This window comes from Gilliamella apicola (assembly GCF_003202915.1).
Lineage (GTDB): Bacteria > Pseudomonadota > Gammaproteobacteria > Enterobacterales > Orbaceae > Gilliamella > Gilliamella apicola_Q.
Genome location: NZ_QGLP01000005.1, coordinates 448,487 through 474,719, shown reverse-complemented (window position 1 = coordinate 474,719; position 26,233 = coordinate 448,487). Strand labels below are relative to the sequence as shown.

Here is a 26,233-nt window from a genome sequence, read left to right as displayed (position 1 = left end):
ACAGTATAGACAGCAACACTAGACACGCACACGATTAAATATCATTAGCTAGCACGCTGTCATTTCTATTAACTAACATGAAGATTTAATCATGCCTATTAAAGATCCAAACAATATGAATTGGACGGTTATCGTCTATTTATTTTTTATCACTCTATTAGGTTCACTCGCTAGCTATTGTTACCACATTATGAACGGCGATACGTTCCGCATTGGTACGTTATTGGCGCAAATAGCGGTATCGACATTTGCGGGAGCATTAGTCGTGCTAGGTGCTAGCTATTTTAATTTAGATTTTGAATTAGCAGGCGGTGTGGCGGGTCTAGCCGGTTGGTCGGGCGCAACACTAATTAAAGCGCTGGAAGAACGGTTAATCAAAAAGGCGCGAGGAGATAACTAATGCAACTAACAGAGCATTTTACATTAGACGAATTCACACGCTCAACAATAGCTAGTCGATTGAAAATAGATAATTCTGTACCTGATGATTTAATTCCAAATGTCAAATTAACCGCTACTAAACTGGAATTAGTCAGAAAAGTGTTGGGCAAACCTATTATCATTACGTCTGGTTATCGTTGTCCGTTATTAAATGCACGAGTAGGCGGTGTATCGACTAGCGCTCACACAAAAGGTTTAGCCGTTGATTTCCACTGTGACTATGGCAATCCCAAACAAATTTGCCAACGTTTAATCGATGCAGGCGTTCAGTTTGATAAGCTCATTCAAGAACATAACCAGTGGGTTCATATTGGATTTAGTCCGAGTAATAACCGCCAAATCGTGTTAACTGCGGTAAAACAGGGCGGTAAAACAGTTTACGTCAATGGGTTAGTCTGATGGATAAATTAAAACTACTTTATAAGCTGTCTCCGATAATATTATTAATTATTGTTATTTTTAGCATTTATTTTGCATATAGGTGTTATCAAGATGAAAAAATTGCCAAAGCTTATTTGGATAAACTCCAATCTGAATTTGTTCAATATAAAAACAGCAACAACAATATCAAAAAACTAGAATCTAATATCATAGAGGCTATAAAGCATGGTCAAACTAATACGGATAATCTTCGCAATGATATTGATAATGGTCTTGTCGAGTTGCGCGTCAAAGTCGAATCTGTCGAACGAGGTAGTGCCACCGCCAGCAATACTGCTCAGCAAGCCCTACGACTTGCAAAATCTTCTCAACAAGATTATTACAATCTCACCAACGCCATCAACTACAACAGAACAATAATTGATGGCTGGCAAAAGTATTATTGTCAAGAGATAGCGCCAAAGAATAGCACTGAGTTTATGTGTATAAATTAAAGAAAACCATTATTTTCAGATTTATGGATCATAATGTTGAGCCTAATTTAACTGTAACATTTTGTTTTTCTAGATATTCATCAAGTTTTTTTATTATTAAATTTCTATGAATACCAATTATTTCATTAGTGTTCTTATGATGTTCAATTCCTATGCCAATAAAATGAGCATTGTAGTTATTCTTGTCACCAAATAAAATATATCTATCATGTAAAGGGAAATACATTGCACCTCCGCTCATCCCATTTAACTTAGGTCCTTTTCGTTTAGTTCCGTTATGATTACTTACATTATTTTGATCATACAAACCAACAATTTTTTCAGAGTTAATTTCTTTCAACTTTGATCTTAAATGGAAATATCTTATTGTTTTCATTTTAATTGAGTCGGAATTATATTCTATAAATCTATCCACAGTAGCTTTTGGTGATTTTTTTCCCGATATTGCTCCTTTCGAACGGGAACTCGGGTAACCAATCCAGTGAAAACATTTTGAATTAATTAATGATTCATCAAAATTATTGATATTAAGGTCAAAATATAATTTTCCATCATATAATTCAAAGACATGTATTATAGCAAGGTCAACGTCAGGAATGAATTCAACATTACTGAGTGGATTTGAAAGAATGGGATTGAAACGACCATCGGTCAATAAGAAATAAAGACTTTTTCTTAAGTCTTTAATATTTTCAAGCGCATGTTTTGCTGTTAGTAGGACATAATTATTTCGGTATGTTACTAGTGTTAACGTGGCAATATAATCAAATTGATTTCTATCATGATCTTTGACATATAATGGGAGGATAGCTTTTTGCAAATAATGCCCGTATTCTTTTGATTTTGCTTCTGCTTTTTCATTATCAATCATATTATCAATCATATTAACAATCCTTTTTTATAAAAAATTAATTGATTTCATAGATATTGATGCTAATGATGAATTTATCAATATATGATTTAGAATTTTTATCAATTGAGACTTTAACTACACTAGTATTCTATTTAATCCATTTATCACTTTTTCACACTAAATTAACAAAGGCATAAATATGACAAAGCTCACAGACAAACAGGAGCTGTTTTGTCGTGAGTATTTAATAGATCTCAATGCGACACAAGCAGCAATAAGGGCTGGATACAGCAAAAACACAGCAAGTGAACAAGGCGCCAGATTGTTCGCAAATGTTAAGGTTCAAGGCTATATCCAGGAACTCAAAAAACAGCGCAATGAACGTAACAAAATCGATGCTGACTATGTGCTAAAGCGATTAGTTGAAATAGACCAGATGGATATAGCGGATATTCTCACTCCATCAGGCGACTTCCTCCCTATAAAAGAATGGCCGAGAACATGGCGGATTACATTATCAGGATTGGATATTGCCATTATTGGAAGCGGAGACACTGAAGCGATTATGAAAAAAATTAAGTGGCCAGATAAAACAAAGAATCTTGAATTGCTTGGTAAACATGTGAGCATTCAGGCATTTAAAGAGAAAACAGAAACTACAATTAATATGGCTGATGAAATGGCGTCACTAATGAAGGAGATATCCGACGAGGCAAATTAAATGGCAGAATCGAAACAATACTTTGATGAATTAAAAAAGAACCTCAAAGATAGATTCTGGCGATTAAACCATCTGTATTACATAACAGATAAAACAGGTAAGAAAATTAAATTTAAAATGACACCTGAGCAGCTTGAGTACTTCGAGGGCATGCATACAAGGAATATCATTTTAAAAGCTCGCCAACTGGGTTTTACTACCGAAGTATGTATTATTCAGTTAGACGCCGCATTATTTCAATCTGATAAATGCGCGTTAATTGCTCACAATCTCGAAGATGCTAAAAGGCTATTTAGAGAAAAGGTTAAATATGCTTACGACAATCTACCCGAAATAATCAAACAAGCCAACCCTGCTAAAAATGATGCCGCGCGTGAATTGGTTTTTAATAATGGCGGCTCTGTTTATGTAAACACTTCATTTCGTGGTGGTACATTAAAATATTTACATGTTTCTGAGTTCGGTAAAATCTGCGCTAAATTTCCCGATAAAGCAAGAGAGATTGTTACAGGGGCATTTGAGGCTGTAGCAACAAATTGCTTCATTACTATTGAAAGTACGGCAGAGGGTAAAGCCGGTTATTTCTATGATTACTGTAACACTGCGGAAAAGGCGTTCATTTTAAGCAAGTCTTTATCTGCGCTTGACTGGAAATTCTTTTTCTTTTCGTGGTGGAAAAATCCTTTATATGCAATCAAGCCTGTTGAAAAACTGCCGCAAAGGTTAGTTGATTATTTCGACAAACTTAAATCAAAACACAACATTAATTTAACAGAAGAGCAAAAAGCTTGGTATCACGCTAAAGAGAAAACACTGGGTGATGATATGAAGCGTGAATATCCATCAATACCAAGTGAGGCATTTGAACAATCAATTGAGGGCGCTTATTACGCAAGCCAATTCAGACAATTATATAGTCAAAATCGCATCACAACATTACCCGATAATAGTCATTTGGATGTTTATACATACTGGGATTTAGGTGTGGGTGACTCAACAGCTATTTGGTTTGTGCGTAAGATTGGTGATGAATTTCATATCATTGATTACTATGAAAATAGTGGCGAAGGACTAAGACATTACATGAAGGTGCTTAAGAGCAAAGCGGAAGAGTTTGGCTATCAGTATGCAGAGCATTGGGCGCCTCATGATATTGATAACCGTGAGTTGTCAGGTGATGGTAAAAGCCGAAAACAAATTGCTAAAGAAGGTTATGAAATTGATGGAGAAAAATACAGCATTAACTTTAAAGTCGTTCCCAAAAACAGCGTTGATGATGGTATCGAATCAGTTCGTGAGTTATTACCAATATGTGCATTTGATTCAGACAGATGTGCGCAAGGTATTGCTAGTTTAGAAGCGTATCGTAAAGCGTGGGACGATAAAAATGGTTGTTGGCGAGATAAGCCGCTACATGACCATACATCACACGCCGCTGACGCATTCCGTTATTTTGCTGTCGCTAACCGTAATAGACGAAAACGAACCGCAGGGTTATTTATGAGGTAATAATGAATTATTCAACATTTACAGATGAGCAGCTAATGGCGTCTGTTCAATTTGCTATTAACAGCAGTCAAGACATTAGTAGACAAAGATTAGCATATGCATCATCAGGGTTAGTTAATAATACAAAGCGAGCATTTATCGACCGTGAATTTGGTTATCCTGAACATCTAACATTTAGTGATTTTTATAATGTATATAAAAGAACAGGTGGCGCTCGTGGATTTGTGGATAGGTTAACAGATATTTGTTGGTTAGATTACCCTAAGTTCATTGACGGTGATATTCGAGAGCAAGACTCAAAACTAACAAAGTGGGAAAAAATTGTAACGGATCTATTTAATGATAAATTGTGGCTATCAATAGTTGAGGCTGACAAACGAGGTATTGTTGGTCGTTATTCTGCATTAATTATTCAGTTACGAGACGGTCAAACATGGGATAAGCCTGTTGATACCGAAGTTATAAACCTATTATCACCTCAAGATGCTATTGTTAAGTTAATTCCTGCATGGGAATGTCAATTAAAACCATACGAATGGAATCAAGACGAGACTGACGCAAATTATGGTCAAGTTACGATGTACCAGTTTGACGAGTCGTCAATCAATAATCAATCTGGTAAACCTCAAATATCACGCAAAATCCATCCCGACAGAGTATTTATACTAAATGAAACATCAGTAATTAATTCAATTGACGATGGAGAATCTCAATTAGAGGTTGGCTATAACGATTTATTGGACATGATGAAATATTCAGGTGGTGGCGCTGAAGGGTTCCTCAAAAATGCTAGCCGACAGGTTCATGTTAATTATGATGCCGACACTGACATGGAAGAACTTGAGAGAGAATTACGTAGGCGTGGTTTTGAACAACCAGCGGATGCGTTAAATAAACAAATCTCCTTGCTAAATTCAGGTACCGATAGCGCATTAATCACATCAGGTGCTACAGCAAACATATTATCAGTTGCACCAGCAGACCCAAGTTCTGGGTGGACAGTTTCAGCAAACAGCTTTGCTGCGTCAGTCAGAATGCCATTTACTATTATTTTTGGTCAACAAACTGGTCGATTAGCTTCTGACGAGGATAAGGAAGATTACGCCAAGCGTGGTATTTCCAGGCGCAATAATTTTCTAACACCTTTGATTAAAGACCTTGTTAATAAACTAATTCAATTAAGAGTTATTGAGCCTCTACATAATGACACACTCACCCTTAAATGGTCAGATTTATTAGCCCCTAGTCAAGCGGAACGAATAGAAATCATGCTGAAAATGTCTGATGTCAACGTTAAAGCACAGCAATCTATGGGTATTCCTGTATTTACGCCAAATGAAATACGAGAGGCAGGAGGCTATGAGCCTGACCCTGATTTAGAGGATATCGATATTGAAGAAACCGAAACTGATACAACCGATACCAAAGAATCCAATATTACCGAGAAGTAAAACCAATCCCACCTTATCAAACAAACAAATCCTCCAAATGCGTAGCGAGATTAAAAGACGCTACAAAACAATAAAACAAGCAACCATTGAATATGTTCAGCAAAGCTTAACTGGTTTTGTTCAAGAGCCTACAAAGTCAGCGGTATTTATAAAAGATACGTTATATGTGGTTAATGCTGATTATCGTTATTTAATTGATGGAAATCAGTTAGCCAGAGTACTAACTCGTATTCAAGAGATTGTTGATGAAAGTTTGGTTGATGGAGGGATTGAGAAGTTTTGGGCTGGTAAGTTTGTTGTTGACATGTATAAAACCGGTATTAACCGGACATTTCATAATTTATCGGCTCAATCACCAGTTTATACACAAGCTACCTCATTGGAATCACTATTATTTAGTGATGCATATATTCGCAGGATTGGACTTGCCTATACAGCAACATTTAATGACTGGAAAAGCGTTGCTGATGATTTAAAGGGAGATTTAGGCAACGTTCTAAGTAACGTTGTAGCAAGAGGGATTAACCCAAGAGAAACCGCCGATATTATCAGTAAACGAATTGATGTCTCATATAGTAAAGCTAAGGCTATTGCTCAAACCGAACAAGTAGGCGCATTACGTCAAGCTACATGCGATGAAACTAAACGAGTTCAGGAGGAGCTAGGATTAAAAACAGGCTTGCTTCATCTATCTGCGTTAAAACCCAATTCCAGAGCTACTCATGTTGATAGGCACGGTAAAGTTTATACTGTTGAGCAGGTCCAGGAGTGGTATGACGAAAATGGTAATCGATTTAATTGCTATTGTGCGCAAGTAGCTGTCCTTCTCAATGATAAAGGGGAGCCTTATAACAAGGCATATATTGAGCGTCTTCAAAATGACGTTAATGAATGGAAAAGTCAAAATGATAAAGGTGTTATCAATCCTGATTTTGCTTCTGTTGAGGAGATAAATAAATGGGCTTCAGGTAAACTCACACAAATATGTAAAATACCATCTAATGTAGACTTTGATGAGTTGACTCAATGTATTAAATTGGTTTCTGAACTTCAAAAAAGGTTTAACTTACCTAAATTTAGGTATATTGGTTCGTTAACTGCAGATGTTTATACTTATCAGCAAGATGAGAAAATGATAGCTGCCTTCGCACCTGAAGTTAATTCATTACTTATTACCCCAAGAAGCCTAAGTCGTAAAGATATTTTAAATGATGATATAATAAGCAGAACGGCTAATTACAAAGCGTTAAGCCTTAATGTTGCGGAATATGCTAATCATAAAACATTAAAAAATATTATAAATCAAATGGAATATTTACCTTGGCATGCCGTACCAACACCTAGAGGTGTTTATGCGCATGAGATGGGGCATGTTTTACACAAAAAATATGGCATCCAACTTGAAGAAATAGCTAGAGAGGGGTGGTATGATGGGTGGGCATTTGTCTTAAGCAAATATAGCCAAAAAGAAATTGACGAATTTATAGCTGAATCATTTTCATTATTTATTGAAGATAAGCTTGAAGCCAAAAAACGATTATATCCACCATTATTTGAGTTTTTTAACTTAATCGATAAGGCAAAATAATATGAGCAAAGAGCAAGAATTAATAAAACAAGCTGAAAAACTCGCTTTACTCCCTTCTTCTGAAAATCCCGTTGAAAGGCTTAAGGAATTACTAAAAAATGAGGCTGATTATCATATGGGGGCAAGAGTTGCTGCATTTTTTTATATAGCCGTTGAAGAAAACCTGTTTGGTAAAGAGAAAAATAAATTAATCAATCAAGGTAAACGACTTATTAATACTTATCCGCTTCCAGATGATGCCGAAGAACAGTTGGATGAACTTATAAGTCTTGCTAGTAGCGATATTGAAAAGCTCGAATTGGAAGGTATTAGTAATATATTATTTCGTAAGCGAAATAATGTTGTTAAAAAATATTAAGAAGTAAAAACATGATAAACCAACGAACCGCCCTCTGGCGGTTTTTTTATATCTAAAATCCACATGAGGTAAAGCATGACACTCAAGAGTGTAAATGTTTTATCTGTCGTCAATAGTAAATCCAAAATATCTACACAAATCATCGACGGTAAAGAACACATTGTTATCAATGATGTGGTCCCTATTGTCGATGATATTGTCATGAATGGAATTTTCTATCCGTCAGATGAAATCAACAAATCGTACATGACATTGAATGACAATTTAATGCCATTGGATCACCCCCGTATAAATAATGAAAATGTTTCAGCACTAAATCCACAAGCCATTAATAACTATTACATAGGTGCATGGGGACGCAATGTCCGCAAAGTAGGCGATAAGGTCCTAATGGACGCCTATATCGACAGAAAGTTTGCAGAAAGCACAGAAAAAGGACGGATGCTAGTTAATCGGCTTGATGACATGATGAGTGGAAAAAACACTACACCTATTCATGTATCAACAGGGTTGACTTATCAAGCAGATCACCAATCAGGCACATCTAAAGGCAAACGGTATTCATCAATAGCAAGAAATATGAAGTTTGACCATGTTGCAATCCTGACCGACAAACAAGGTGCAGCAACACCAGAGGATGGTGTAGGTATTTTCGTTAATTCAAATGGAGAAAAAACACCACTTGAAACTGTGAGTCTTGCTGATTGCACGGAAGAACCGCTAACCAATGTCATTAAACAAACAATTAAAGATGTTTTTAAAACATTTCAATTTAATAAAAAAGAGGAATACGACCCAATGAAAGAAAAAATCTTACTAGCACTGAATGCAGCAGGCGTGAAAACTGATGGTTTATCAGATGAACAACTCCTTGCTGCTTATAACGAGCAAACAGCTAAAAAGGCAATTGATGAAAAGAAAGCTGCTGATGATGAAGAAAAGAAGAAAAAGGCAGATGAAGAGCAGAAAAATGCAACTAATGCTCAAGCACCTGACTGGGCTAAATCATTGCTAGCAGACGTTGCCGCATTGAAAACCGCAATAAACACAAGCACTGAAAAAGAATTATCGGTTAAACGTGACGCTGTTAAGACTAAATTTAACATGTCTCAAACTGCTGTAAATGCATTATCTGGTGAACCACTAGATGCACTTTATGCTCAATGTGTTTCTACTGCGCCTATTAACGGTGGCTTTGCTAATAACAGTAACAATTCATTATTAAACATGGAGGCTCCAGAGTAATGATTAGATTTAAAACCGTGATTGGTGGTCCAGCACGTAAAAATGACCCACAAACAATTGACCTTTTAACAGGTGAAGCCATTACTCCTTGTTCTTTGGTTGCTGTAGTTGACAATAAATTAATGAAACATTCGTCAGCAGGTGAGCAAACACAAGCGTTAATCATCACAAACGATTACTTAGGTGGTCATGACATCCGCCATGATGTACCGGCTGACACTTCAGGAATTGCGTTTATTTGTGAAGATGATGTTACCTACCATGTTTTAGTAAAAGCAGGTGAGGCATTAACTGTTGGTGACAAATTAACATCAAATGGTGATGGAACACTTAAAAAAGCAAGTGGTGGTGACGCTGTTATTTTCTATGCTTTTGAAAATTACACAGTAGGCGCAACCGCTGAACAAGTTCGAGTTCGTAAAGCTTAAGGAGCAATAATGAAGAACGAAAAGATTATTTTTAATAAAAAATTAATTACAAATAGCACACAAGTGGCAATCGCATGGCAACAACTAAATGCTAACCGTCAGATTTTTAATAACGGTCAAAACCAATTAAGTGCAATGCATGGCAGTGCAATAAAGGCTAACCAAGCAGCAGTCATAACAGAAGAGTATTGGCGTGAGGTCGATAATATTACTACTCGTGTTATTCGTGATGATGAAGGCGCGCCTTTATTAGATGATTTATTATCGCTAGGCTCGCCTATCTCAATCGGTAAAACGGTTGCGTTATATCGCGTATCGAGCGATGCAGGTCATGTTAATCGCTCAATGTCAGGGCAAGAGCCAGAAACACTGGATAAAGTCGTATACGACCATTATGGCGATCCCATTCCAATTTTCTCAACTGGTTATTCTCGTGAATGGCGAGAGTGGTTAGGTTTGCAAACTGAAAATATTGACGCAATGGCAGACGACCAAGAGGCAACAACATCCGCCATTCGTCGAGACATGGCGCAATACATCTTAAATGGTGATGATAAAATCAAAGTCCAAAACTATCAAGCCAGAGGTATTACAAACCATGAGAACACTAATCAAATTGATTTGAGTGCATCAGGTTTTAATATCGATTTAACATCAGATGCTACTAGTAATGATGACATCATTAAATTCTTTACGAAGGATTTTGTGAAACCACTAGATGATAATCTTGTATCTGAACAATTAAAAATCTTCATTTCACCAGAAATTGACAGACGTTTAAATGTACCTTATTCAAATTCAAATGGGTTTAAGGAAGGAACAGTAAAAGATTATATTCTTAAGTATGCAACTCATATCGGCTCATTTACGAAAACATTTGAGTTAAAAGGCAATCACTTTATCGGTTACGTTCGCAACTCTCAATATATTAAAACTCGTATTGCCGCTCCAATCGGTTCGTTTATGAAACAACGTATTAATCCACACGATAATTACCAAACTCTTATTTGGTCAGCATTCGGCTTACAAATTAAGAGAGATTTTAATGGTAAGAGTAAAGTATTTAACGCTAAGGGGTAATTGATGAAATTAAGAGTAACGAAATGCGGCTGTTATGGCCGCATAGATGGTGAGATTGCAGAACTTCCTGTTGGTCATGAATTCACAGCTAAAGAGATACCTCCTGCTTTTGTTGGTCGGGTTATTGTTTTAGAGCAGGGAACAAAGCCTAATACTCCACCAAAAGTCCCTCTCATCGTTATAGTAAACGGCGAAGAAGTTAATTTAGCGAACATGAGTGGCAAAGATCTTGCTGAATTTGCGAAACAGCATGAATTAACATCTCAACAATCCAAAGAAACTGTCCCTAATTTTGCTAAACGACTCAAAGAAGAGTTTGAAGCCAAATCAAGCGGCACAGAGGAGTAATCTATGGCCCAGCTAATCAATAAAAGTGAAATTAAATCGTTTATAGACGAGCTGGGTTTTTCTATTCCTGACTCGATGTTAGAGCTATTAATACAGCAAGTGAGCAAGCATGAACCTTGTTTACTGCAGTACGGCGAAGTCACGGCGAAACTTCTGGCGTTATATTCGGTTGCTCGATTAGCGTCATTATCAGGAGCTAGGAAAATAGCATCTCAAAGCGCACCAAGTGGCGCTAGTCGATCATTCAACTACGATAGTAGTGGTACTGATTACTTGTTAACTCAAATTCGTGCTTGGGATAAAAATAACTGTTTATCTGATTTGCCATTGAGCGGTAAGAGAACTGGATTTTTTGCAGTAGTAAGGGGAACGTAATGAGTAGTGTTGCCCGTTGGACTTATACAGCTAAAGCTACAATTTGGCGTGTCGATGGTGAAAATGAATATGGTACTAAAACATTTCACCCACCAGAATATATCGATTGCAATTATGGGTTAGATTCGGCTATCGCAGAATCAGCAGGAGTGGGAAGGGGTTTTGTTGCTAAAAATACTTTTTGGACTGAGTATGCGAACGCTAATCAAGGTGATTACATTCTCATTAGTGAATCATCAGAGTTAGACCCAATCAAAGCCGGCGCTTCTGAAATCAAACATATCACACGCTATGCGGATACATTCGAACGACTAGCCGATGATTATGCGCTCATGACGGGAGTTTAGTATGGCGGTAAAAGGTGTTTCAGAAGTTAATAAAAACATTCGGAACAAACTAAATGAAATAGCTAACATCAGAAGCGCCAGAATCATACAACAAGTAATGATTACTGGCATGACGTTTGTATCTCCAATCACACCTATGGATATGTCTAATCTAATTAATTCACAGTATAGAGAACTCATACCAATACCTAAAGGTTGGAAGGGTAGAGTTGGCTACACAGCGAATTATGCTGCTTATGTAAATAATGCAAAAGGCACATCAAAAGGGAAAAAACGGACTGGGAAAAAATCTCAAGGTAATTATTGGGACCCACATGCAGAGCCTGATTTTATCAATAAAGGCTTTGAACGTGACGGGAAAGAAGCGATTAAACAGGTAATAAGGGATGGCTACAAGATATGATTTCAGATACATATAAATCAATTAAGGAGTGGCTAATTTCTCATGATTTGTTAGATGGATATACATTGCAATTTCTGAAGTGGGTCGAAGTCAAAAACACTAAGACTGCTAAGTATATTGTCATTATTCCTGCTGGAGGTGGTGACGCAAATGAGGCTTTAACTAGGGATTTTTTTAGGTTTGTAATCATTTCAGCAATTAACGATTCAAATATTGTCGCTGTTAATGATAGAGCGGATGAAATCAGACAATCAATGCTTGATGATTTTCAAATAAACAACGTTATTTCAATGACTCCGATCAGTGGAATAACACAATCAAACACAGAAGAGGGGCGGTTTGTTTTTGAATTTACTGCTCAATTAATTATATCAAGATAAAAGAGGTAAAAATGGCTAAAAGTAATGCAGGTACAGGTCGTAAGATTGCTGTTTATTATGTAATCGGAAACCCAGATACAAAACCAGCCGAAGCTGATTATAAACGGCTTGGGATGATTAGAGGAAAAACGAGAGGTGTTAACTGGAACACAATTGATATAACTGGCGATACGTCACCAGATAATACAACTGAATCTTTGGTAACAACTAAAGAAAAAACAGTATCGTTTGATGGTATATCACGAGGTGATGACATTCAAAATCAAGGTGCTTTGTTGGATCATGTTGAAACTCCTTCACAGGACACTGACGGACAACCTTACGCCTGGATTAAAATTGTCAATCCAATTATTAACAGAGTACTTGAAGGTTGTTATCTTCTGTCATCGTTAACGGAAGAATACCCGTACGATGATGTTTGTACGTGGTCAATCGAAGGCACAAGTGCAGGTGACATTACAAGAACAGTCATTACACCAGTAAACACGAGAAAATCTTAATATGAAACCAGTAATAACAGATGTGGGTCAATTTGCAATTCATGTTAACGAAGTTGATTACTTATTTACTCCCTCATTTCTTAACATGACAAAACTAGGTGATCCAGAAAAGATAGTTAAAATTTTTTCTACAATCTTCGGTGAGATAAATAACTTTAATCTCAATCAGGTTATGCAATATGTAGATAAAACACTTGAGGCTTGTTGTGAGACGGATTGCTCTGTTATTACTGGTTATATTAAAGGTGAAGATAAACTAATTAATATTGAGCCACTAATACCTGTTGAAGATAAGCTTGTACTTGCTCAGCATTTATTAAAGCATGGATTAATCGGCGAAATTCCTCCTAAGAAAAATAATGATGATACGGACTATAGCAATGAGTTCCATGCCAAAAAATTTGTTTATTTAGCTGTGGCACATTTAGGAATGAGAGAAAGTGATGCGTGGAATATGTCAATGACAGCATTTCAAGAGGCTATGGAAGCTAAATTTCCATCACCTAAAAACGACATTGTTAGTCAAGATGATTATGATTCTGCTATGTCATATGCAGACTCAGTTGTCGGATTAAGCTGTTAAATCACGGTATTCCAAAGATATTAATAGTTTCCTTTATACACATTGATTAACCATAAATCCATTATGAACCGCCTTCTGGCGGTTTTTTTACACCCATTTCAGCTACTACAAAATTTTATGCCTAAGTGGCTGTTTATTTTTGAATGGCATGAGGTAAAAATGCAAAATTTAATAAAATCAGAAGAAATAGTGATAATTGAAAATGAAAAACCTTTGACAACTACTTTACATATAGCAGATGGCACAAATGGAAATCACAGAGCAATTATCCAATTAATCAGAACACATATACATCACTTTAATAGATTCGGCAGGGTGCAATTTGAAATGCGACCCTTTGAGACCAACGGAGGCGTTCAGTTAAAAAGAATTGCATTATTAAATGAGCAACAAGCAACCTTTTTAATGACTTTAATGAGAAATACAGAAAAAGTTGTTGAATTTAAGTGCGTTCTTGTTGAAGCCTTTTTTAAAACCAAAGAGTATTTGAATAATAAATCATGGGATTTAGCTCAAATATATTCAAAATTAACAACTCAGTTGGATTTGGAAAAATCAGATGCAAGTTTAGCGGGTAGCATTTTGGGTAGCTATAAAAAGAAACGAGATTTACTTATTGATGCTATTAATGAAGTTGAAAAAGCTATGCAACCTTGTCTGGCTTTCAATTAATAAAGCCTTCATCTTCATTATGAAGACGCAGTTAACAGAATAACCGCCATCTGGCGGTTTTTTTATATCTAAAATTCAATGAGGTTATTATGTCATTTGAAGCAGGTAGTATTTTCTACACAATTGAAGCTAAAACAGGTGCTTTATTAACTGCCGATAAAGAAGTTTCAGATTTTAATAAACGGGCACAAGCGGGATTTGAAAAAACCAGTGCCGCAATGAGTAAACTCACAACTATTGCTAAAGCAGTATCAGCGGCACTTGTATCTAGTACAGTAATTGCATATGCTCAAAGTTGGAACGAGCTAGAAGACCGTATTCAAAACACTGGTGCTACAGCATCGCAAACTAAAGATATCCTAGACCAGTTATTAGCTACCTCCGACCGAAATGGTAGAACGATTGAGGAGTCGTCAGAGTTGTACATTCGCCTTTCAAACTCAATGGGAGAATTAGGCTACAGCACTCAAAGCACCTTGTCTTATATTGACACCCTTTCTAACCTATTAACAATCAATAAAACAAGTTCGGTGGGTGCAGAATCAGCAATAAACGCATTAACTAAAGCTCAAATGAAAGGTAAATTAGCAGGCGTTGAAGCGATGAGTGTTTTTAATGCAATGCCGAGCATATTAAAAACATTGGGTAAGCAGCTAAAGAAAACTGAAACAGAAGTCAGACAATTAGCAACAGACGGCAAATTATCAATGTCGCAATTTACAGATGCGATGATTGCTGCTCAAGAAGAAACCGCCGCACTAGCCGATAACATGCGTAACACGGTTCAGGATGGGATTAATCGTGTAACCAACAATCTCAAAAAATATTTAGGAGAGATGAACAACTCCACTGGCGCAACCAAATTACTCGTTGATTCGCTGATTCTGATGTCCGAGCATGTAGATGTTTTGGTAACAGGTGTTGGCGCACTAGCGGCGATTTATGCAGGTAAATATATCACGTCATTAGCAAACGCTACTAAACAGAGTGCTGAGAAAGTGATTGAAAATATCAAACTAGCAACATCTGAACGAAATCTAGCAAAAGAAGAGCTTAGATCGCTTGAGGTTGAAGGCAAAAAATTAACAGCTCGACGCAATGAATTAGTTGCTTTAAAATCTGTCACAACATCAAAGATTCAATTAGCAGCAATAGAAAAACAACTTAGTAATATCGATAAACAGCGAACTTTGTTGATAGATAAAGAAGCAGCAGCGCAAGCAAAACTAGCATCTGCAACAAAGCTATCTACTCTTGCAGCAAATGGTTTAAAAAGTGCCATGGCTTTGTTAGGTGGCCCTGCGGGTCTACTATTACTTACGGCTGGTGCGCTAGTAACATGGTCGAGTAAAGCAGCAGCAGCGAAACAAAAGGCTTTAGAGTTAACTGATGAAGTGGCAGCTTTAGCAGAAAAATACAAGGGTTTATCTAAAGCACAAAGAGAAGCGTTTGCTATAGATTTAAAGAAACAAATTTTTGAACAGAATAAGGCAATAGAAAAACAAATAGAAGATATTGAAAATATCAATAATAAATTGAAAATCAATAAAAAAGAGGGGAAGGATGTATATGGTGACAATGCTTCATTAGAGGAAAGAAAAAAATCTTTAGAAAAAATATTAGCCGTAATGCAGGAAGGCTTCAATAAAGCAGTTGATCTCTTGGACGAAGTTATCGTAAAAAACCATGAGGCTGCTGACTCAACCGATAAAGTTGCAAAAAGCACAAACAACTTATCAGACAGTTTAAATAAAACAACCCAATCTAAAATTGATGAAAAAATAAAGTCTCTTTCAACTGAGCTTGAAATTTCAGAAATGAAGCTTAGCGGAGCTAAAAAAGCTGCTTATATTTATGAAAGCGCTTTAAGTGAATTAGGAGATGAATCAGATAAGTATAAAGTTGCTTTATTGGGGCTAATTAACGGAACAGCTGAATGGGCTGACATGTCAGACGAAGTAAGAAAAACATTAGAGCCTTTACTTAAAGCATACGGAGATCTTTTTGATAAAAATGAACAATTGAGCGCAAGCAATAAAAAAGGGCGAAGCTCAACAAAATCTTACGCAGAAGAAACTAAAAAATTAAAAGATGAACTTCAGCTTTTACAGCAATCTTACGGAAATAGTAGCGCTGACGCTCAAATATTTAGACTAGAACATGAAACAAACACTAAAATAATCGGGAAAGAGCGCGAAAAATTAAAAGAGCTTTTCGATCTAATGGATGGTTATAAAACCATTGATCAACTTAAAAACCCATTACAATTTGAGGAGGATAGTTACAACAATGCTAAAACAGCCTTAGATGATTGGTTCCAGAAAAATCCCACCAAATATTCAGATTATTATTCAAAACTCGAACAGTTAGAAAAGCAGCATCAAATCAATTTAGCTAAAATAAAATCTGACGCGACAGTATCTAAAATTGATGATGCAGTAGCTCAAGTTGATCCCGTACAAGCCCTGCAAAATGAAAATGCCCGAAAATTAGCATTGATTCAAGAATTCGAAAAACAAAAATGGATTACTGAGCAAAACGCTATTGCACTCCGTGAAGCCGCAAATAGGCAATATGAGCAAAACAGAATTAATGCGCAGTGGGAAATCTGGCGAAATCAAAGCGATGCTAACGAGTTTTTAGCTTCTTCATTAGAGGGACTAGCAAGTAGCGCTACAAGCACGATATCAGGTCTGATGTCTGGCACTATGACAGCAACACAAGCAATGCAAAATTTTGCTAATGTGATATTGAATGAAGCAATCGGCTCACTCGTTCAAATGGGTATGCAGTACGTCAAAAATGCAATTGTCGAGCAATCAGCATCTGCGGCAGCAACAGCAGCGCACATCACAGAAGCTGAGGCATTAGCAATTGCATATCAGCCCGCAGCAATGTTAGCATCAATAGCAACGCAAGGGGCTGCAGCGACCATTGGCGCGGAATCGTATATGACCGCGTTAGGAACAATGAAAGCATTTTCAATAGCAGGTGCACGTAAAAATGGCGGACCTGTTGATGCCAATAACGCCTATCGTGTCGGTGAAGATGGCAAACCAGAGATTTTCATGCAGGGCGGACGACAATATTTAATACCCGGCGAGAATGGGCAAGTGTTAAGCAATCGTCAAATCACTTCTGGCAATGCAAATATACAATGGAGCTTTGTTGTCGAAAACTACGCAAGTAATGTTGAAGTAAGTCAACCGTCTATCGATGTAGAAAACAGAATTATCAGGATGGCTGTAAAACAAGCTGAACAAAAAATATCAGAAAGTATAAGCAATCATTCTGGTGACGTCTGGAACGCGATGTCTAATTCAACAAATGTTCAGTCTAAATTGTAAAAGTGATATAATATATAAAAAATATAAGGTATTAAAATGAAACAAATTGAAGATGATTATTTTTTAGATGTTGACGATAAAATGCTTGAATATCTTGAATTAGAGAGCGCTAAATGTGTTGACTCTATAGAACAATCAATATCTATTAATAAGGAAAATAGTTACAAACTTCTTAGCCTTTTAATTGTAGGAGTTGGAGCATCATTTTTATTGATAACCCAATCAGATAAAGTCGATTTTTTTACTTTGTTATTATTAATTTTTTGTACTGGTTGGACTATTTGTCTTGTATTGCTAGCTGTCTTTTGTTTAAAACCCCAAAAAAAACCAATATTAGGCAATTCACCCTTAGATTTATACAGCGAGTATTACAAAAAATTAGAAGATTATAATAAGTTATCTATATTACGTCGATATAAGTTATCTACAACAGAAGATATTATTAATATTTTAATTGAAGAAGATGATCGTATCGCGCGGTGGTTAGATAGAGTGATAATTTTGTCTGTTATCACTCCAATTACATCAATTATTTTTTCTTTTCTTGTTCATTACCTACAAATCTTGGCACAGGCTTAGGTGATGGTTGTTGTTCTTTTTGTTTATTCATTGTTAAATCCTTATGTACGTGAGAGCGTAAAATTTTAAATCTTGTACGTGAGAAATGCAAGAACACCCACCTAGTGTGGGTTTTTTATTGCCCAAACCTCTTAAATAACATACCATTACCCAAAAAAAGGAGATGGTATGAAACAAATTATTTTTAGCTTGTTGTTTTTTTCGTTTTGTTCTAATGCAATGGATGAAAATCATATACAATTTAAAATTGATTCTTGTAAATCTATAGCTAATAAAGATGAACGATTAAATTGTTACGATGCTTTATCTAACGTTGAAACTATTATTATACCAACTGAAGGAATAGGTAATTGGGCAATTTTCAAAGATAAATCACCAGTAGATGACAGTGTATCGATATATTTAAATTTGGATGCAAATGATTATATTGATGTTAAATATAAAAAATTTAAACCGAATCTAACTATAAGATGTAGAGAAAATGCGACATCAATTTTTGTTAATTATGGCATCTTTTTAGGTGATAAATCTATCAAACCTGTAACCAGACTTGATTCCGAAAAAGCGGTCTCAGATATCTATTGGGGTACGTCTACTGATCATCAAGCTATTTTTTATGATAGTTTATTGGGTGAAGGAGAGGCATCAATAAAATTTATTAAAGAATTATTAGATAAAAATAAATTTTTCATTCGCGTTATTCCTTATAATGAAAAACCAGTAGATGCCACGTTCGACTTGTCAGGACTTGATGAGGCTATAAAGCCATTAAGATCTGTTTGTGGTTGGTAAAAAACAATTATTATTAATTTAAACCCTCTAATGAGGGTTGTTTAATTTATTATTAATCAACATGAACGTAAAGTCCTTTATCTTGCCTTTCAAGACTTAACCCAAATAATTCATATATGCTAAGTACGGTTTTATTTGCGTTTTCAAACATATTATAGTCAGAAAGTTCGCCTTGATTAAATAAATTTGTTAATTCTAAAAAGCATTTACCAAGATCCTTTAGAAGTGATGATAATTTTGTAGTTTTAAGTAAATCTAAAAGTGACGATGAATATAACTCAGGTGATATTTCTATCGCACTAATATAACCAAAAGCGTAACCATATAGGCTAGTAATTAATTTAATTCTTTGAGTAACATTAAAATGCATATCATCCAGTGATAAAATACCGGTTTTATATTTTTTTACAAAAAATTCAATTTCTTTTGGAACTTCTATTAATGCTGTTTCAAGATTATATAAATCTTTTTTGATTAATTCAGGAGTTGCAGTTTTAGAGGACATATGATTTGCCAGAAATTCAGACCATGATTTAATTGATGTCATTAATATAGAATTATCATATTCATCTACTAATTTTCCAGCATCAAATTTGCATTCGTTTTTTTCATGCACATGAATTAACTCATGATGCATCATATGTATAATGTTACTTATATTATCAAATGAAATTGATCCGTCTTTGTTAAATAACTCATAGAAAAAAGTTATATTTAAGACTAAAGTAAATTCAGAATATAATCCTGTGTTATCTAATTTTGGCTGCAACTGTGCTATTGCTGTTACATGCTCATTATTAGTATATGAAGATGATTCATAACCGTACTCCTTGGCAATTTCATCTAGAGCTGTTTCAAAATCATAAGTTATTAATATTTTCTTGAGTTTTGAAATATTCAATTTATATTCTTTTTCTAACTCCTTTATGACAGTGGAGGTAAAATTACCTATCAGGTTAGCGGTATTTTCATCACCAAAACCTTTTAAAGATATGATTAAATCGTTTTCCATAATTTCATCCATTTAATAATCTAATTTAGTTAATTTATTTTAACTTAATTTAAATTTTCATAGCTATAACTAAAATGTATTATTAATCATTTTGCCCTGATTTACTTGTTGACTTGATATAATGATTTAATATATATTCTAAAAAGGTGCTCAAAACACCACACAGCGAGCGGAAACCGCACCCGACAGATCAGCGGTATTTTTATGTCCAGATTTTATGGTCGGGAGTGCGACTAATACAATACCCGTAAGGGAAATACGTCCGCTGTCTCGTTGCAGTTTTGAGCTCCTGATCGCCCACTCAAAATGGGATAATTATAAAATCAACGAGGATGTAGAAATGTCAAACTTATCAATTTTTAACTTTAAAAATTCCCCTGTTCGCACTACTGAAATTAATAATCAAATATGGTTTTTAGCTAATGATGTTTGTTCTATTCTTGAATATAAGAATCCCAGAAAAGCAATAGCTGATCATTGTAAATCAAAGGGTGTAACAAAACGGTACACCCCTACATTATGTGACGTAACGAAACGTGACACCACATCAAAAGCTAGAAAATCTCAAGAAATGGTTTATATTAATGAGCCAAATTTATTTAGATTGATTATAAAAAGTAAACAGGAAAAAGCTGTATTATTTGAAGAGTGGGTTATGGAAGAGTTATTACCAACAATCCGCAAGACTGGCAGTTACTCATTAACAATTAATGCCGAACAACAACAGCAAATCCAGCAGGCGGTAAACGAGCGAGTTTATCGAACAGGTGAAAGACATCAGGCTGTTTATTCAAAGTTTCATCAGCAATTTAGGATACCACGTTACCAAGATTTACCTGCGTCTAAATTTGATGAGGCTATTCAATGGTTAGGTGGTGTGCACGCTCGCAGTGGATTGTCTGATGATGATTGGTATGACTTAGCTTGGCTTTATAAAGTAGCAGATAGAATGCGTTCTCAAATAGAATTAGTAGAACCTGCATTACGAGCATTAGATTCTAGTTTTGTCAGTGCGTTTCACTCAATGGCAATCGAGTACAAACGAAATTTACGTAGTGCAAAATTAATCATTGAGCGAGAAACAGCGCATATTAAAGCAAAAAATATAATAGACAAATGGAATAGGGTTTTAGCTGTAATTAGACATCATTAGGTAATTAACCCTTTTTTTACCGACAAATATAATTCATTTAAAATCAAATAATTATAAATGGGTGTGAAAAAAGGGTTTTTGGCTACAAATTGGTTATTATTCTTTTTCTGAACAAAGTTTATTGTGTATAATGTTCTAGTTTACTGCCGCATAGGCAGTTTAGAAAAAGTCATCTCGATACTCATCAGCAGCATCACCGTTTACTGCCGCATAGGTAGTTTAGAAAGAACTGTTTTGCAAAAATTAAATTTTGCCCATGTTCACTGCCGTGTAGGTAGTTTAGAAATCTGTACCTAGCCCATCTTCTTCTTTTAATATGTTCACTGCCGCATAGGTAGCCAAAAATTCACACAAACCACCTACGGGTGGTTTTTTATTGCCCAAACCTCTTAAATAACATACCATTACCCAAAAAAAGGAGATGGTATGAAAAGAATTGTATTACTAGGTTTGGCTTGCTTTGCGTTGTATGGTTGCGGTGACGATAAGGTGACAAAAGAGTATCTTGTTGGTGACTGGCGATGTAATTGGGAGTCCTTTGAAAGAATGGATAGTGGACGAGAAGAAAGCTATGGAGAAGCTATAGATAGGGCTGAGTATATACGTACACTTAAAATAGTTGATGACAAATTATATACAGTTTTGGACAATGGGGAATTAGAATTATATGATATAGATAAAATATACAATAACCCCACACATGAATTTTTAGAAAAAGATCATACATTTAGCGGCACACAAAAATTAGAAAAAATCAATAATGATAAATATCAATTTGTGATTGCTTCAGATTTTAAAAAAAATTCAAATAAAACTAATGTAATAGATATTAGAAATAAAGAGGTTACTATTTGCACAAGAATAAAATAATCATCTATTGATTAAAATAAATTCAACCCTCTAATGAGGGTTTATTAAGTGTGATTTTAATTTGTTTTAACGCTTTTTCTTACGTTCTAAATATTCTGGTACGATGATTTGATGAATATATGTCATTAAATCCATGTTATTTTCATTTGCATTTAGTATAAGTAAATCATATTGCTCTTTTGGCAGACTAATAGAAAAACTAACGTTATCATCATCCTTATTTATATCTATTAATTCTGAAGTATCACCATAAGCAAGCCAAGAAAAAGGGACACTCAAACAGTTAGCAATCTTTGAAATTATATTTGCTCTAGGTTTATTTATTCCCGCTTCATATCTGGATATTTGAGCAGCGGCTATCCCCGTGAGTTTTGATAATTCCTCTTGCGAATAACCTAATTGTGCTCGTCGTTGAATTAATCTTTTAGAAAAAGTATCATTATTTATCATAAATAGTATTGAAATGTATTGACATGGTTAATTGTTAATATTAGTATACTATACATTACATGACACTTTAATACATTTTATTATCAATCATGAAAATTAGGAAAAGCATATCTTTAATAAATAATCATAATGATTTTTACAAAAAAATTAGTGCTAAATTACAAAAAAACGAAAATGGATGTCATGAATGGACTGGGGCAAAAAATTATGATGGTTATGGTGTAATTTGGTTTGAAGGGTATTCATGGGCTACACATAGAGTTGCTTATGAATTAGCAAATGGAGCGATACCGCAAAATAGTGAAAAATTTTGGGTATTGCATAAATGTGATAATCCTTCTTGTTGCAATCCAGAGCATCTATATGTTGGTTCTCCATCCGATAACGCTAAAGATTGTGCAGAAAGATGTAGAAAAAGTGTTGGATGGAGATTATGGGCAAGCAAAAATCCTGATTTCAATCCCAAAAGGAAGGTGGGCACAGTTTATTATGAATATAAAGGTGAAATAAAAACACTAAAAGAATGGTCAGAGCATTTTGGTATAAATGCAACTACTTTGAATCAAAGATTTATGTCGGGCTGGAGAGAGGAGGATATCCCATTACCTGCAAATAAATATAAGAGACACTTATCGAAGGATTGTAATACTACCTATAAAAGATTCTCAGGTATTGAAGAAGTAAAAAATTATTTAACAAACAAGGAGAAAACATTGAAAGAAAATAAAGTAACGTTATCAGCAAGAATACCTGTAAGCCTTAAAACTGCGCTTGAGATATTAGCGGTAATGAATGATAGAACAATGAGCCAAGAGCTTGTAAACAGAGTGAGGCAGTCATTAACCGAGGAGGAAAAGAAAATTGCAGGCATCTAAAAAACTAAAGGCTCTAACTGCTGTAACAGTTAAAGCCCTAGACCAAGTCAACCCAACACATTCAAATAAGGATTAAACTTATGAGTAACAGTAACACAAACAACTTAAATTGTCCAGTAATAGCTGGAATCTCAATCACAGTAGATAAAGAAGGTCGATATAATCTTAATGCGCTACATAAAGCTAGCGCATTGGGTGATCACAAAAGACCAAGTAAATGGTTAGCTTCACAACCAACAAAAGAGTTAATTGCTGAATTAGAAAACAGCCAAAGCCCTTCTACGGGCTTAGGTCAAAATTTAATCAAAGTAATCAAAGGTGGTATTTCTTCTGGTACATTCGCCCATGAGTTACTAGCAGTATCTTATGCTGGTTGGATTAGTCCAAAATTCCAATTAATGGTTAATCAAGTATTTTTGGACTATAAAAAAGGTGAATTAAAAAATACCTTAGAACCCTCTAAATCTTACTTACCAGAATATCGACAAGCAAAAGCTATAGAATTGTCAGTCAGAGCGTTAGATAAGATGTTCAGCAATCTACCGCATTTAAGCGAACAGTCAAAGCAGGCTATCTATGCCGATACTATAAATCCAATCGCAGGTAAAAATGTTATCCCATTACCTAAACTTGAAAACAAAACATTTTCAGCAGGCGAGGTTGGCGAGATGCTTGGCGTATCTTCAAATAAAATTGGTCGTATAGCTAATAAGCTCAACTTGAAAACAGATGAATATGGAATTTTCGTATTAGATAAGTCACGTTCTTCTGATAAACAGGTTGAATCATTCAGATATAACGAAAAAGCAATAGATGTCATTAGAAATCATCTAATCAATAAAGAAATCGCTTAACCAATTACAACAAGCCCCTTTCTGGGGCTATTTGAGGATGTAGAAATGAACAGAACGAGGATAGCAGCATGAAATTTGTGATTGATAGTGACAACTACGAAATGATAGTTAAAAATTTGGGGCAAGCTAAGTCTCTGGCTTATATTCTTGGGAGCAATACAGATGAGGATGAGGACAAATCTAATGTATTTTGGGTAATTCAAGATTTAGTTAACTATGCATTGCACTTAGTTGAGGATTCTGAAAGAGTTTAAATGACAACCCTTTTTTTACTGATTCTTATAATTCATTTAAAATCAAATAATTATAAATAGGTATAAAAAAAGGGTTTTAAAATCAAAATTGCCCTTTGCCTTTTGGCTAACAATGTTTATAGTATGTTTTGTTCTAGTTCACTGCCGTGTAGGTAGTTTAGAAACTCAGGGTTAACCGCTACAAATGTACCGCTTAGTTCACTGCCGTGTAGGTAGTTTAGAAAAACTAATTCAGTAGAAATTAGCGATGAATATCGTTCACTGCCGTGTAGGTAGTTTAGAAATATTAAACGTAATAATCAAATCTGGATCACATGTTTACTGCCGTGTAGGTAGTTTAGAAAAGTCAAGTATTTTAATTAATAAACAATAGGTTATAATAAGAGTGTTCCCTGTGTATACAGGGATAAACCGAATTAATGCGGATATGATGAAAAATGTGTTATGTGTTCCCTGTGCATACAGGGATAAACCGGTTTACAAGAGTACGTTTGCCTACCAATCTCAGTGTTCCCTGTGCATACAGGGATAAACCGAATAAACACAGAAATTATTGAGATTGGTATGAGTGTTCCCTGTGCATACAGGGATAAACCGCTAATGAGTACAGGGAAGACTTAGTAGCGCTGGTGTTCCCTGTGTATACAGGGATAAACCGTTATACACAGCAAATGGAAAAATGGTTGAAGTCGCTTAAAGATAAAACTGCAGCAGCTAAAATTAAAGTTCGAATTCGTCGCATGCAAGAAGGTAATTTTGGTGATGTTAAGCCTGTAGGCAGCGGTGTATCAGAAATGCGTATTCACTGTGGAAAAGGGTATAGGGTTTATTTTGTTAACCGCAATAATGAAATTGTTATTTTATTGTGTGGCGGTGACAAGGATACACAACAAACAGATATTAAAATTGCTAAAGAATTAGCAAATAAATGGGGTTAATTATGACTACAAAACTAAAAACTTTTGATGTGGTTGATTTTTTAAATACTGATGAAGAAATGCAAGAATATTTAAATGCCGCAATAGAAGAAGGAGACCCTAAATTTTTATTTATTGCACTTGGTGATATAGCTAGAGCTAAAAACATCAGTCAGCTTTCACGTGATACAGGTATAAGTCGTGAGGGTATTTATAAAGCGTTATCAGGTGAGGGGAACCCCACTTTTAATACAATCTTTAAAATTGTTCAAGCATTAGGTTTGCAAATGCAGTTTTCCTCACAAAAACATGCTGATTGTTGTTAACTGAGTATGGAAAATCTAATGTAGATATACAAAATAAAATCAAACCTAAAGCTCGCTATTGCGGGCTTTTTTATGTCTGGAGAAAATAATGAACAATTACCCGTTGCCTCAGAAAACGGTACAACTTAGCACCTATTCTCGTCAACAGTCTGCCCAATTCACAACCGTTGAGAGCAGAAGCGGGAAAATGTACTTCAAAAAAATTGCGCAAAATCAACCAACGACTCGCAGTATTAGTTTTACTTTTTCTTCTAAACTAGAAGCGCAAATATTCATGGACTGGTTTGCTAATGTTCTGAAGAATGGTTTTTTACCGTTTGACATTAAATTAGCGACTGAGTGGGAAACTTCTCAAACTATACGATGCCGATTTCTGCCCGATTCATTGCTCAATGTTAGTCGTCCTAACAGCTTGCTGTGGAACTACACAGCAACATTATTCATCGAAAATTACGGACCACCAGATTATATACCTAAGAGCGTTTCGCTATATCAGAATTATTATAATAAAGAAGCTAGGTTGTTCTTGGATGAAATTGTTAGTACGCAATTTAATAATTCGATATTTTTAAAATATCATAATAAAGAAGCCGCGCTGTTCCTAGATAAAATTGTTAACGCGCAATTAAATAAAATGAGGTGATTAA

At 35.3% G+C, this 26,233-nt stretch carries 33 protein-coding genes; 30 read left to right on the top strand and 3 right to left on the bottom strand.

Features of this window, described 5'->3' with window-relative positions; genetic code table 11:
* Positions 1 to 91: 91 nt before the first annotated feature.
* The 3 genes from DKK79_RS08340 to DKK79_RS08330 are packed head-to-tail and all read left to right on the top strand — an operon-like array spanning position 92 to position 1,316.
* A complete protein-coding gene (locus tag DKK79_RS08340; RefSeq protein WP_220019119.1) occupies positions 92 to 400 on the top strand; it encodes a phage holin family protein in 309 nt (102 codons plus the stop codon).
* Positions 400 to 840, top strand: a complete 441-nt coding sequence (locus DKK79_RS08335; RefSeq protein ID WP_110423674.1) for a D-Ala-D-Ala carboxypeptidase family metallohydrolase — start codon at positions 400 to 402, stop codon at positions 838 to 840. The genes DKK79_RS08340 and DKK79_RS08335 overlap by 1 nt, the downstream gene beginning before the upstream one ends.
* Complete coding sequence (locus DKK79_RS08330; protein ID WP_110423673.1) at positions 840 to 1,316, top strand: lysis system i-spanin subunit Rz; 477 nt, start codon at positions 840 to 842, stop codon at positions 1,314 to 1,316. The genes DKK79_RS08335 and DKK79_RS08330 overlap by 1 nt, the downstream gene beginning before the upstream one ends.
* 28 nt (positions 1,317 to 1,344) lie before the next feature.
* Here the strand turns inward: DKK79_RS08330 and DKK79_RS08325 are convergent, their stop codons facing one another.
* Positions 1,345 to 2,199, bottom strand: coding sequence for a hypothetical protein (locus DKK79_RS08325; RefSeq protein ID WP_110423672.1), 855 nt, complete (start codon positions 2,197 to 2,199; stop codon positions 1,345 to 1,347).
* A 169-nt stretch (positions 2,200 to 2,368) separates the two neighbouring features.
* Here DKK79_RS08325 and DKK79_RS08320 point away from each other — a divergent pair, with 169 nt between their 5' ends.
* From DKK79_RS08320 to DKK79_RS08230, 19 genes are all read left to right on the top strand, one after another.
* Positions 2,369 to 2,890 (top strand): terminase small subunit, encoded by a 522-nt coding sequence (locus tag DKK79_RS08320; RefSeq protein WP_110423671.1) that lies wholly within the window; start codon positions 2,369 to 2,371, stop codon positions 2,888 to 2,890.
* Positions 2,891 to 4,399 (top strand): terminase, encoded by a 1,509-nt coding sequence (locus DKK79_RS08315; protein WP_110423670.1) that lies wholly within the window; start codon positions 2,891 to 2,893, stop codon positions 4,397 to 4,399. It begins immediately after the preceding gene.
* A 2-nt stretch (positions 4,400 to 4,401) separates the two neighbouring features.
* Complete coding sequence (locus DKK79_RS08310) at positions 4,402 to 5,850, top strand: anti-CBASS protein Acb1 family protein (protein ID WP_110423669.1); 1,449 nt, start codon at positions 4,402 to 4,404, stop codon at positions 5,848 to 5,850.
* On the top strand, positions 5,792 to 7,438 hold the full coding sequence (locus DKK79_RS08305; protein WP_110423668.1) for a phage minor head protein: 1,647 nt from the start codon (positions 5,792 to 5,794) through the stop codon (positions 7,436 to 7,438). The genes DKK79_RS08310 and DKK79_RS08305 overlap by 59 nt, the downstream gene beginning before the upstream one ends.
* Before the next feature lies 1 nt (position 7,439).
* Entirely contained in the window at positions 7,440 to 7,796 is a 357-nt protein-coding gene (locus DKK79_RS08300; RefSeq protein ID WP_110423667.1) for a hypothetical protein, read from the top strand.
* Positions 7,797 to 7,871: 75 nt separating this feature from the next.
* On the top strand, positions 7,872 to 9,041 hold the full coding sequence (locus DKK79_RS08295) for a DUF2213 domain-containing protein (RefSeq protein ID WP_110423666.1): 1,170 nt from the start codon (positions 7,872 to 7,874) through the stop codon (positions 9,039 to 9,041).
* Complete coding sequence (locus DKK79_RS08290) at positions 9,041 to 9,469, top strand: hypothetical protein (protein WP_110423665.1); 429 nt, start codon at positions 9,041 to 9,043, stop codon at positions 9,467 to 9,469. The genes DKK79_RS08295 and DKK79_RS08290 overlap by 1 nt, the downstream gene beginning before the upstream one ends.
* A 9-nt stretch (positions 9,470 to 9,478) precedes the next feature.
* Positions 9,479 to 10,549 carry a major capsid protein gene (locus DKK79_RS08285; protein ID WP_110423664.1) on the top strand — a complete coding sequence of 357 codons (1,071 nt, stop codon included), beginning with the start codon at positions 9,479 to 9,481 and terminating at the stop codon, positions 10,547 to 10,549.
* Between the two features lie 3 nt (positions 10,550 to 10,552).
* A complete protein-coding gene (locus DKK79_RS08280; protein WP_181415276.1) occupies positions 10,553 to 10,897 on the top strand; it encodes a hypothetical protein in 345 nt (114 codons plus the stop codon).
* 3 nt (positions 10,898 to 10,900) lie between these two features.
* Positions 10,901 to 11,272, top strand: coding sequence for a DUF7370 family protein (locus tag DKK79_RS08275; protein ID WP_110423662.1), 372 nt, complete (start codon positions 10,901 to 10,903; stop codon positions 11,270 to 11,272).
* Positions 11,272 to 11,619, top strand: coding sequence for a hypothetical protein (locus DKK79_RS08270; protein WP_110423661.1), 348 nt, complete (start codon positions 11,272 to 11,274; stop codon positions 11,617 to 11,619). Before DKK79_RS08275 ends, DKK79_RS08270 begins: the two co-directional genes overlap by 1 nt.
* A gap of 1 nt (position 11,620) precedes the next feature.
* Positions 11,621 to 12,022, top strand: a complete 402-nt coding sequence (locus DKK79_RS08265) for a hypothetical protein (protein WP_110423660.1) — start codon at positions 11,621 to 11,623, stop codon at positions 12,020 to 12,022.
* Positions 12,019 to 12,402, top strand: a complete 384-nt coding sequence (locus DKK79_RS08260) for a phage tail termination protein (RefSeq protein WP_110423659.1) — start codon at positions 12,019 to 12,021, stop codon at positions 12,400 to 12,402. The genes DKK79_RS08265 and DKK79_RS08260 overlap by 4 nt, the downstream gene beginning before the upstream one ends.
* An 11-nt stretch (positions 12,403 to 12,413) precedes the next feature.
* Positions 12,414 to 12,902 carry a phage tail tube protein gene (locus DKK79_RS08255; RefSeq protein ID WP_110423658.1) on the top strand — a complete coding sequence of 163 codons (489 nt, stop codon included), beginning with the start codon at positions 12,414 to 12,416 and terminating at the stop codon, positions 12,900 to 12,902.
* Position 12,903: 1 nt separating this feature from the next.
* Positions 12,904 to 13,485, top strand: a complete 582-nt coding sequence (locus tag DKK79_RS08250) for a DUF6246 family protein (RefSeq protein WP_110423657.1) — start codon at positions 12,904 to 12,906, stop codon at positions 13,483 to 13,485.
* A 159-nt stretch (positions 13,486 to 13,644) separates the two neighbouring features.
* Positions 13,645 to 14,157, top strand: coding sequence for a Rha family transcriptional regulator (locus DKK79_RS08245; RefSeq protein WP_110423656.1), 513 nt, complete (start codon positions 13,645 to 13,647; stop codon positions 14,155 to 14,157).
* An 89-nt stretch (positions 14,158 to 14,246) separates the two neighbouring features.
* Positions 14,247 to 17,504, top strand: a complete 3,258-nt coding sequence (locus DKK79_RS08240; RefSeq protein WP_110423655.1) for a tape measure protein — start codon at positions 14,247 to 14,249, stop codon at positions 17,502 to 17,504.
* A 36-nt stretch (positions 17,505 to 17,540) separates the two neighbouring features.
* Positions 17,541 to 18,083, top strand: a complete 543-nt coding sequence (locus DKK79_RS08235; protein ID WP_110423654.1) for a hypothetical protein — start codon at positions 17,541 to 17,543, stop codon at positions 18,081 to 18,083.
* Positions 18,084 to 18,251: 168 nt separating this feature from the next.
* Positions 18,252 to 18,875, top strand: coding sequence for a type VI secretion system-associated protein TagO (locus DKK79_RS08230; RefSeq protein WP_110423653.1), 624 nt, complete (start codon positions 18,252 to 18,254; stop codon positions 18,873 to 18,875).
* A 52-nt stretch (positions 18,876 to 18,927) separates the two neighbouring features.
* On the opposite strand, the gene DKK79_RS08225 is transcribed toward DKK79_RS08230, so the two are convergent.
* Complete coding sequence (locus DKK79_RS08225; protein WP_110423652.1) at positions 18,928 to 19,887, bottom strand: hypothetical protein; 960 nt, start codon at positions 19,885 to 19,887, stop codon at positions 18,928 to 18,930.
* Positions 19,888 to 20,227: 340 nt separating this feature from the next.
* Between DKK79_RS08225 and DKK79_RS08220 the strand changes: the two genes are divergently transcribed.
* Together DKK79_RS08220 and DKK79_RS08215 are read left to right on the top strand one after the other, a co-directional pair.
* Positions 20,228 to 21,040: a BRO family protein gene (locus DKK79_RS08220; RefSeq protein ID WP_181415275.1), complete on the top strand. Its 813-nt coding sequence runs from the start codon at positions 20,228 to 20,230 to the stop codon at positions 21,038 to 21,040.
* 426 nt (positions 21,041 to 21,466) lie between these two features.
* Positions 21,467 to 21,910: a hypothetical protein gene (locus DKK79_RS08215; protein WP_110423650.1), complete on the top strand. Its 444-nt coding sequence runs from the start codon at positions 21,467 to 21,469 to the stop codon at positions 21,908 to 21,910.
* A gap of 66 nt (positions 21,911 to 21,976) precedes the next feature.
* Here the strand turns inward: DKK79_RS08215 and DKK79_RS08210 are convergent, their stop codons facing one another.
* Positions 21,977 to 22,360, bottom strand: coding sequence for a helix-turn-helix domain-containing protein (locus DKK79_RS08210; protein ID WP_110423649.1), 384 nt, complete (start codon positions 22,358 to 22,360; stop codon positions 21,977 to 21,979).
* Between the two features lie 89 nt (positions 22,361 to 22,449).
* On the opposite strand from DKK79_RS08210, the gene DKK79_RS08205 reads away from it, so the two are divergent.
* The 6 genes from DKK79_RS08205 to DKK79_RS08180 all read left to right on the top strand — a co-directional run bounded on the left by DKK79_RS08205 (position 22,450) and on the right by DKK79_RS08180 (position 26,229).
* Entirely contained in the window at positions 22,450 to 23,235 is a 786-nt protein-coding gene (locus DKK79_RS08205; protein WP_110423648.1) for an HNH endonuclease signature motif containing protein, read from the top strand.
* A gap of 80 nt (positions 23,236 to 23,315) precedes the next feature.
* On the top strand, positions 23,316 to 24,089 hold the full coding sequence (locus tag DKK79_RS08200) for a KilA-N domain-containing protein (protein WP_110423647.1): 774 nt from the start codon (positions 23,316 to 23,318) through the stop codon (positions 24,087 to 24,089).
* 68 nt (positions 24,090 to 24,157) lie between these two features.
* Positions 24,158 to 24,343 carry a hypothetical protein gene (locus DKK79_RS08195; protein ID WP_110423646.1) on the top strand — a complete coding sequence of 62 codons (186 nt, stop codon included), beginning with the start codon at positions 24,158 to 24,160 and terminating at the stop codon, positions 24,341 to 24,343.
* Positions 24,344 to 25,014: 671 nt separating this feature from the next.
* On the top strand, positions 25,015 to 25,281 hold the full coding sequence (locus DKK79_RS08190; protein WP_110423645.1) for a type II toxin-antitoxin system RelE/ParE family toxin: 267 nt from the start codon (positions 25,015 to 25,017) through the stop codon (positions 25,279 to 25,281).
* Between the two features lie 2 nt (positions 25,282 to 25,283).
* Positions 25,284 to 25,586 carry an addiction module antidote protein gene (locus DKK79_RS08185; protein WP_065561131.1) on the top strand — a complete coding sequence of 101 codons (303 nt, stop codon included), beginning with the start codon at positions 25,284 to 25,286 and terminating at the stop codon, positions 25,584 to 25,586.
* Positions 25,587 to 25,674: 88 nt separating this feature from the next.
* The gene (locus DKK79_RS08180) at positions 25,675 to 26,229 is read left to right on the top strand and encodes a hypothetical protein (protein WP_110423644.1); all 555 of its coding nucleotides are present in this window, start codon (positions 25,675 to 25,677) and stop codon (positions 26,227 to 26,229) included.
* The last annotated feature ends 4 nt before the right edge of the window (positions 26,230 to 26,233 follow it).

Bases quoted from the DNA above. Each gene is read 5' to 3' on its own strand.
- DKK79_RS08260 (WP_110423659.1), top strand. From the start codon at position 12,019: ATGATTTCAGATACATATAAATCAATTAAGGAGTGGCTAATTTCTCAT.
- DKK79_RS08310 (WP_110423669.1), top strand. From the start codon at position 4,402: ATGAATTATTCAACATTTACAGATGAGCAGCTAATGGCGTCTGTTCAA.
- DKK79_RS08300 (WP_110423667.1), top strand. From the start codon at position 7,440: ATGAGCAAAGAGCAAGAATTAATAAAACAAGCTGAAAAACTCGCTTTA.
- DKK79_RS08220 (WP_181415275.1), top strand. From the start codon at position 20,228: ATGTCAAACTTATCAATTTTTAACTTTAAAAATTCCCCTGTTCGCACT.
- DKK79_RS08200 (WP_110423647.1), top strand. From the start codon at position 23,316: ATGAGTAACAGTAACACAAACAACTTAAATTGTCCAGTAATAGCTGGA.
- DKK79_RS08265 (WP_110423660.1), top strand. From the start codon at position 11,621: ATGGCGGTAAAAGGTGTTTCAGAAGTTAATAAAAACATTCGGAACAAA.
- DKK79_RS08275 (WP_110423662.1), top strand. From the start codon at position 10,901: ATGGCCCAGCTAATCAATAAAAGTGAAATTAAATCGTTTATAGACGAG.
- DKK79_RS08245 (WP_110423656.1), top strand. From the start codon at position 13,645: ATGCAAAATTTAATAAAATCAGAAGAAATAGTGATAATTGAAAATGAA.
- DKK79_RS08335 (WP_110423674.1), top strand. From the start codon at position 400: ATGCAACTAACAGAGCATTTTACATTAGACGAATTCACACGCTCAACA.
- DKK79_RS08280 (WP_181415276.1), top strand. From the start codon at position 10,553: ATGAAATTAAGAGTAACGAAATGCGGCTGTTATGGCCGCATAGATGGT.
- DKK79_RS08190 (WP_110423645.1), top strand. From the start codon at position 25,015: ATGGAAAAATGGTTGAAGTCGCTTAAAGATAAAACTGCAGCAGCTAAA.
- DKK79_RS08270 (WP_110423661.1), top strand. From the start codon at position 11,272: ATGAGTAGTGTTGCCCGTTGGACTTATACAGCTAAAGCTACAATTTGG.
- DKK79_RS08295 (WP_110423666.1), top strand. From the start codon at position 7,872: ATGACACTCAAGAGTGTAAATGTTTTATCTGTCGTCAATAGTAAATCC.
- DKK79_RS08235 (WP_110423654.1), top strand. From the start codon at position 17,541: ATGAAACAAATTGAAGATGATTATTTTTTAGATGTTGACGATAAAATG.
- DKK79_RS08340 (WP_220019119.1), top strand. From the start codon at position 92: ATGCCTATTAAAGATCCAAACAATATGAATTGGACGGTTATCGTCTAT.
- DKK79_RS08255 (WP_110423658.1), top strand. From the start codon at position 12,414: ATGGCTAAAAGTAATGCAGGTACAGGTCGTAAGATTGCTGTTTATTAT.
- DKK79_RS08330 (WP_110423673.1), top strand. From the start codon at position 840: ATGGATAAATTAAAACTACTTTATAAGCTGTCTCCGATAATATTATTA.
- DKK79_RS08285 (WP_110423664.1), top strand. From the start codon at position 9,479: ATGAAGAACGAAAAGATTATTTTTAATAAAAAATTAATTACAAATAGC.
- DKK79_RS08215 (WP_110423650.1), top strand. From the start codon at position 21,467: ATGAAAAGAATTGTATTACTAGGTTTGGCTTGCTTTGCGTTGTATGGT.
- DKK79_RS08250 (WP_110423657.1), top strand. From the start codon at position 12,904: ATGAAACCAGTAATAACAGATGTGGGTCAATTTGCAATTCATGTTAAC.
- DKK79_RS08180 (WP_110423644.1), top strand. From the start codon at position 25,675: ATGAACAATTACCCGTTGCCTCAGAAAACGGTACAACTTAGCACCTAT.
- DKK79_RS08205 (WP_110423648.1), top strand. From the start codon at position 22,450: ATGAAAATTAGGAAAAGCATATCTTTAATAAATAATCATAATGATTTT.
- DKK79_RS08225 (WP_110423652.1), bottom strand. From the start codon at position 19,887: ATGGAAAACGATTTAATCATATCTTTAAAAGGTTTTGGTGATGAAAAT.
- DKK79_RS08195 (WP_110423646.1), top strand. From the start codon at position 24,158: ATGAAATTTGTGATTGATAGTGACAACTACGAAATGATAGTTAAAAAT.
- DKK79_RS08185 (WP_065561131.1), top strand. From the start codon at position 25,284: ATGACTACAAAACTAAAAACTTTTGATGTGGTTGATTTTTTAAATACT.
- DKK79_RS08210 (WP_110423649.1), bottom strand. From the start codon at position 22,360: ATGATAAATAATGATACTTTTTCTAAAAGATTAATTCAACGACGAGCA.
- DKK79_RS08290 (WP_110423665.1), top strand. From the start codon at position 9,041: ATGATTAGATTTAAAACCGTGATTGGTGGTCCAGCACGTAAAAATGAC.
- DKK79_RS08320 (WP_110423671.1), top strand. From the start codon at position 2,369: ATGACAAAGCTCACAGACAAACAGGAGCTGTTTTGTCGTGAGTATTTA.
- DKK79_RS08240 (WP_110423655.1), top strand. From the start codon at position 14,247: ATGTCATTTGAAGCAGGTAGTATTTTCTACACAATTGAAGCTAAAACA.
- DKK79_RS08325 (WP_110423672.1), bottom strand. From the start codon at position 2,199: ATGATTGATAATATGATTGATAATGAAAAAGCAGAAGCAAAATCAAAA.
- DKK79_RS08315 (WP_110423670.1), top strand. From the start codon at position 2,891: ATGGCAGAATCGAAACAATACTTTGATGAATTAAAAAAGAACCTCAAA.
- DKK79_RS08230 (WP_110423653.1), top strand. From the start codon at position 18,252: ATGAAACAAATTATTTTTAGCTTGTTGTTTTTTTCGTTTTGTTCTAAT.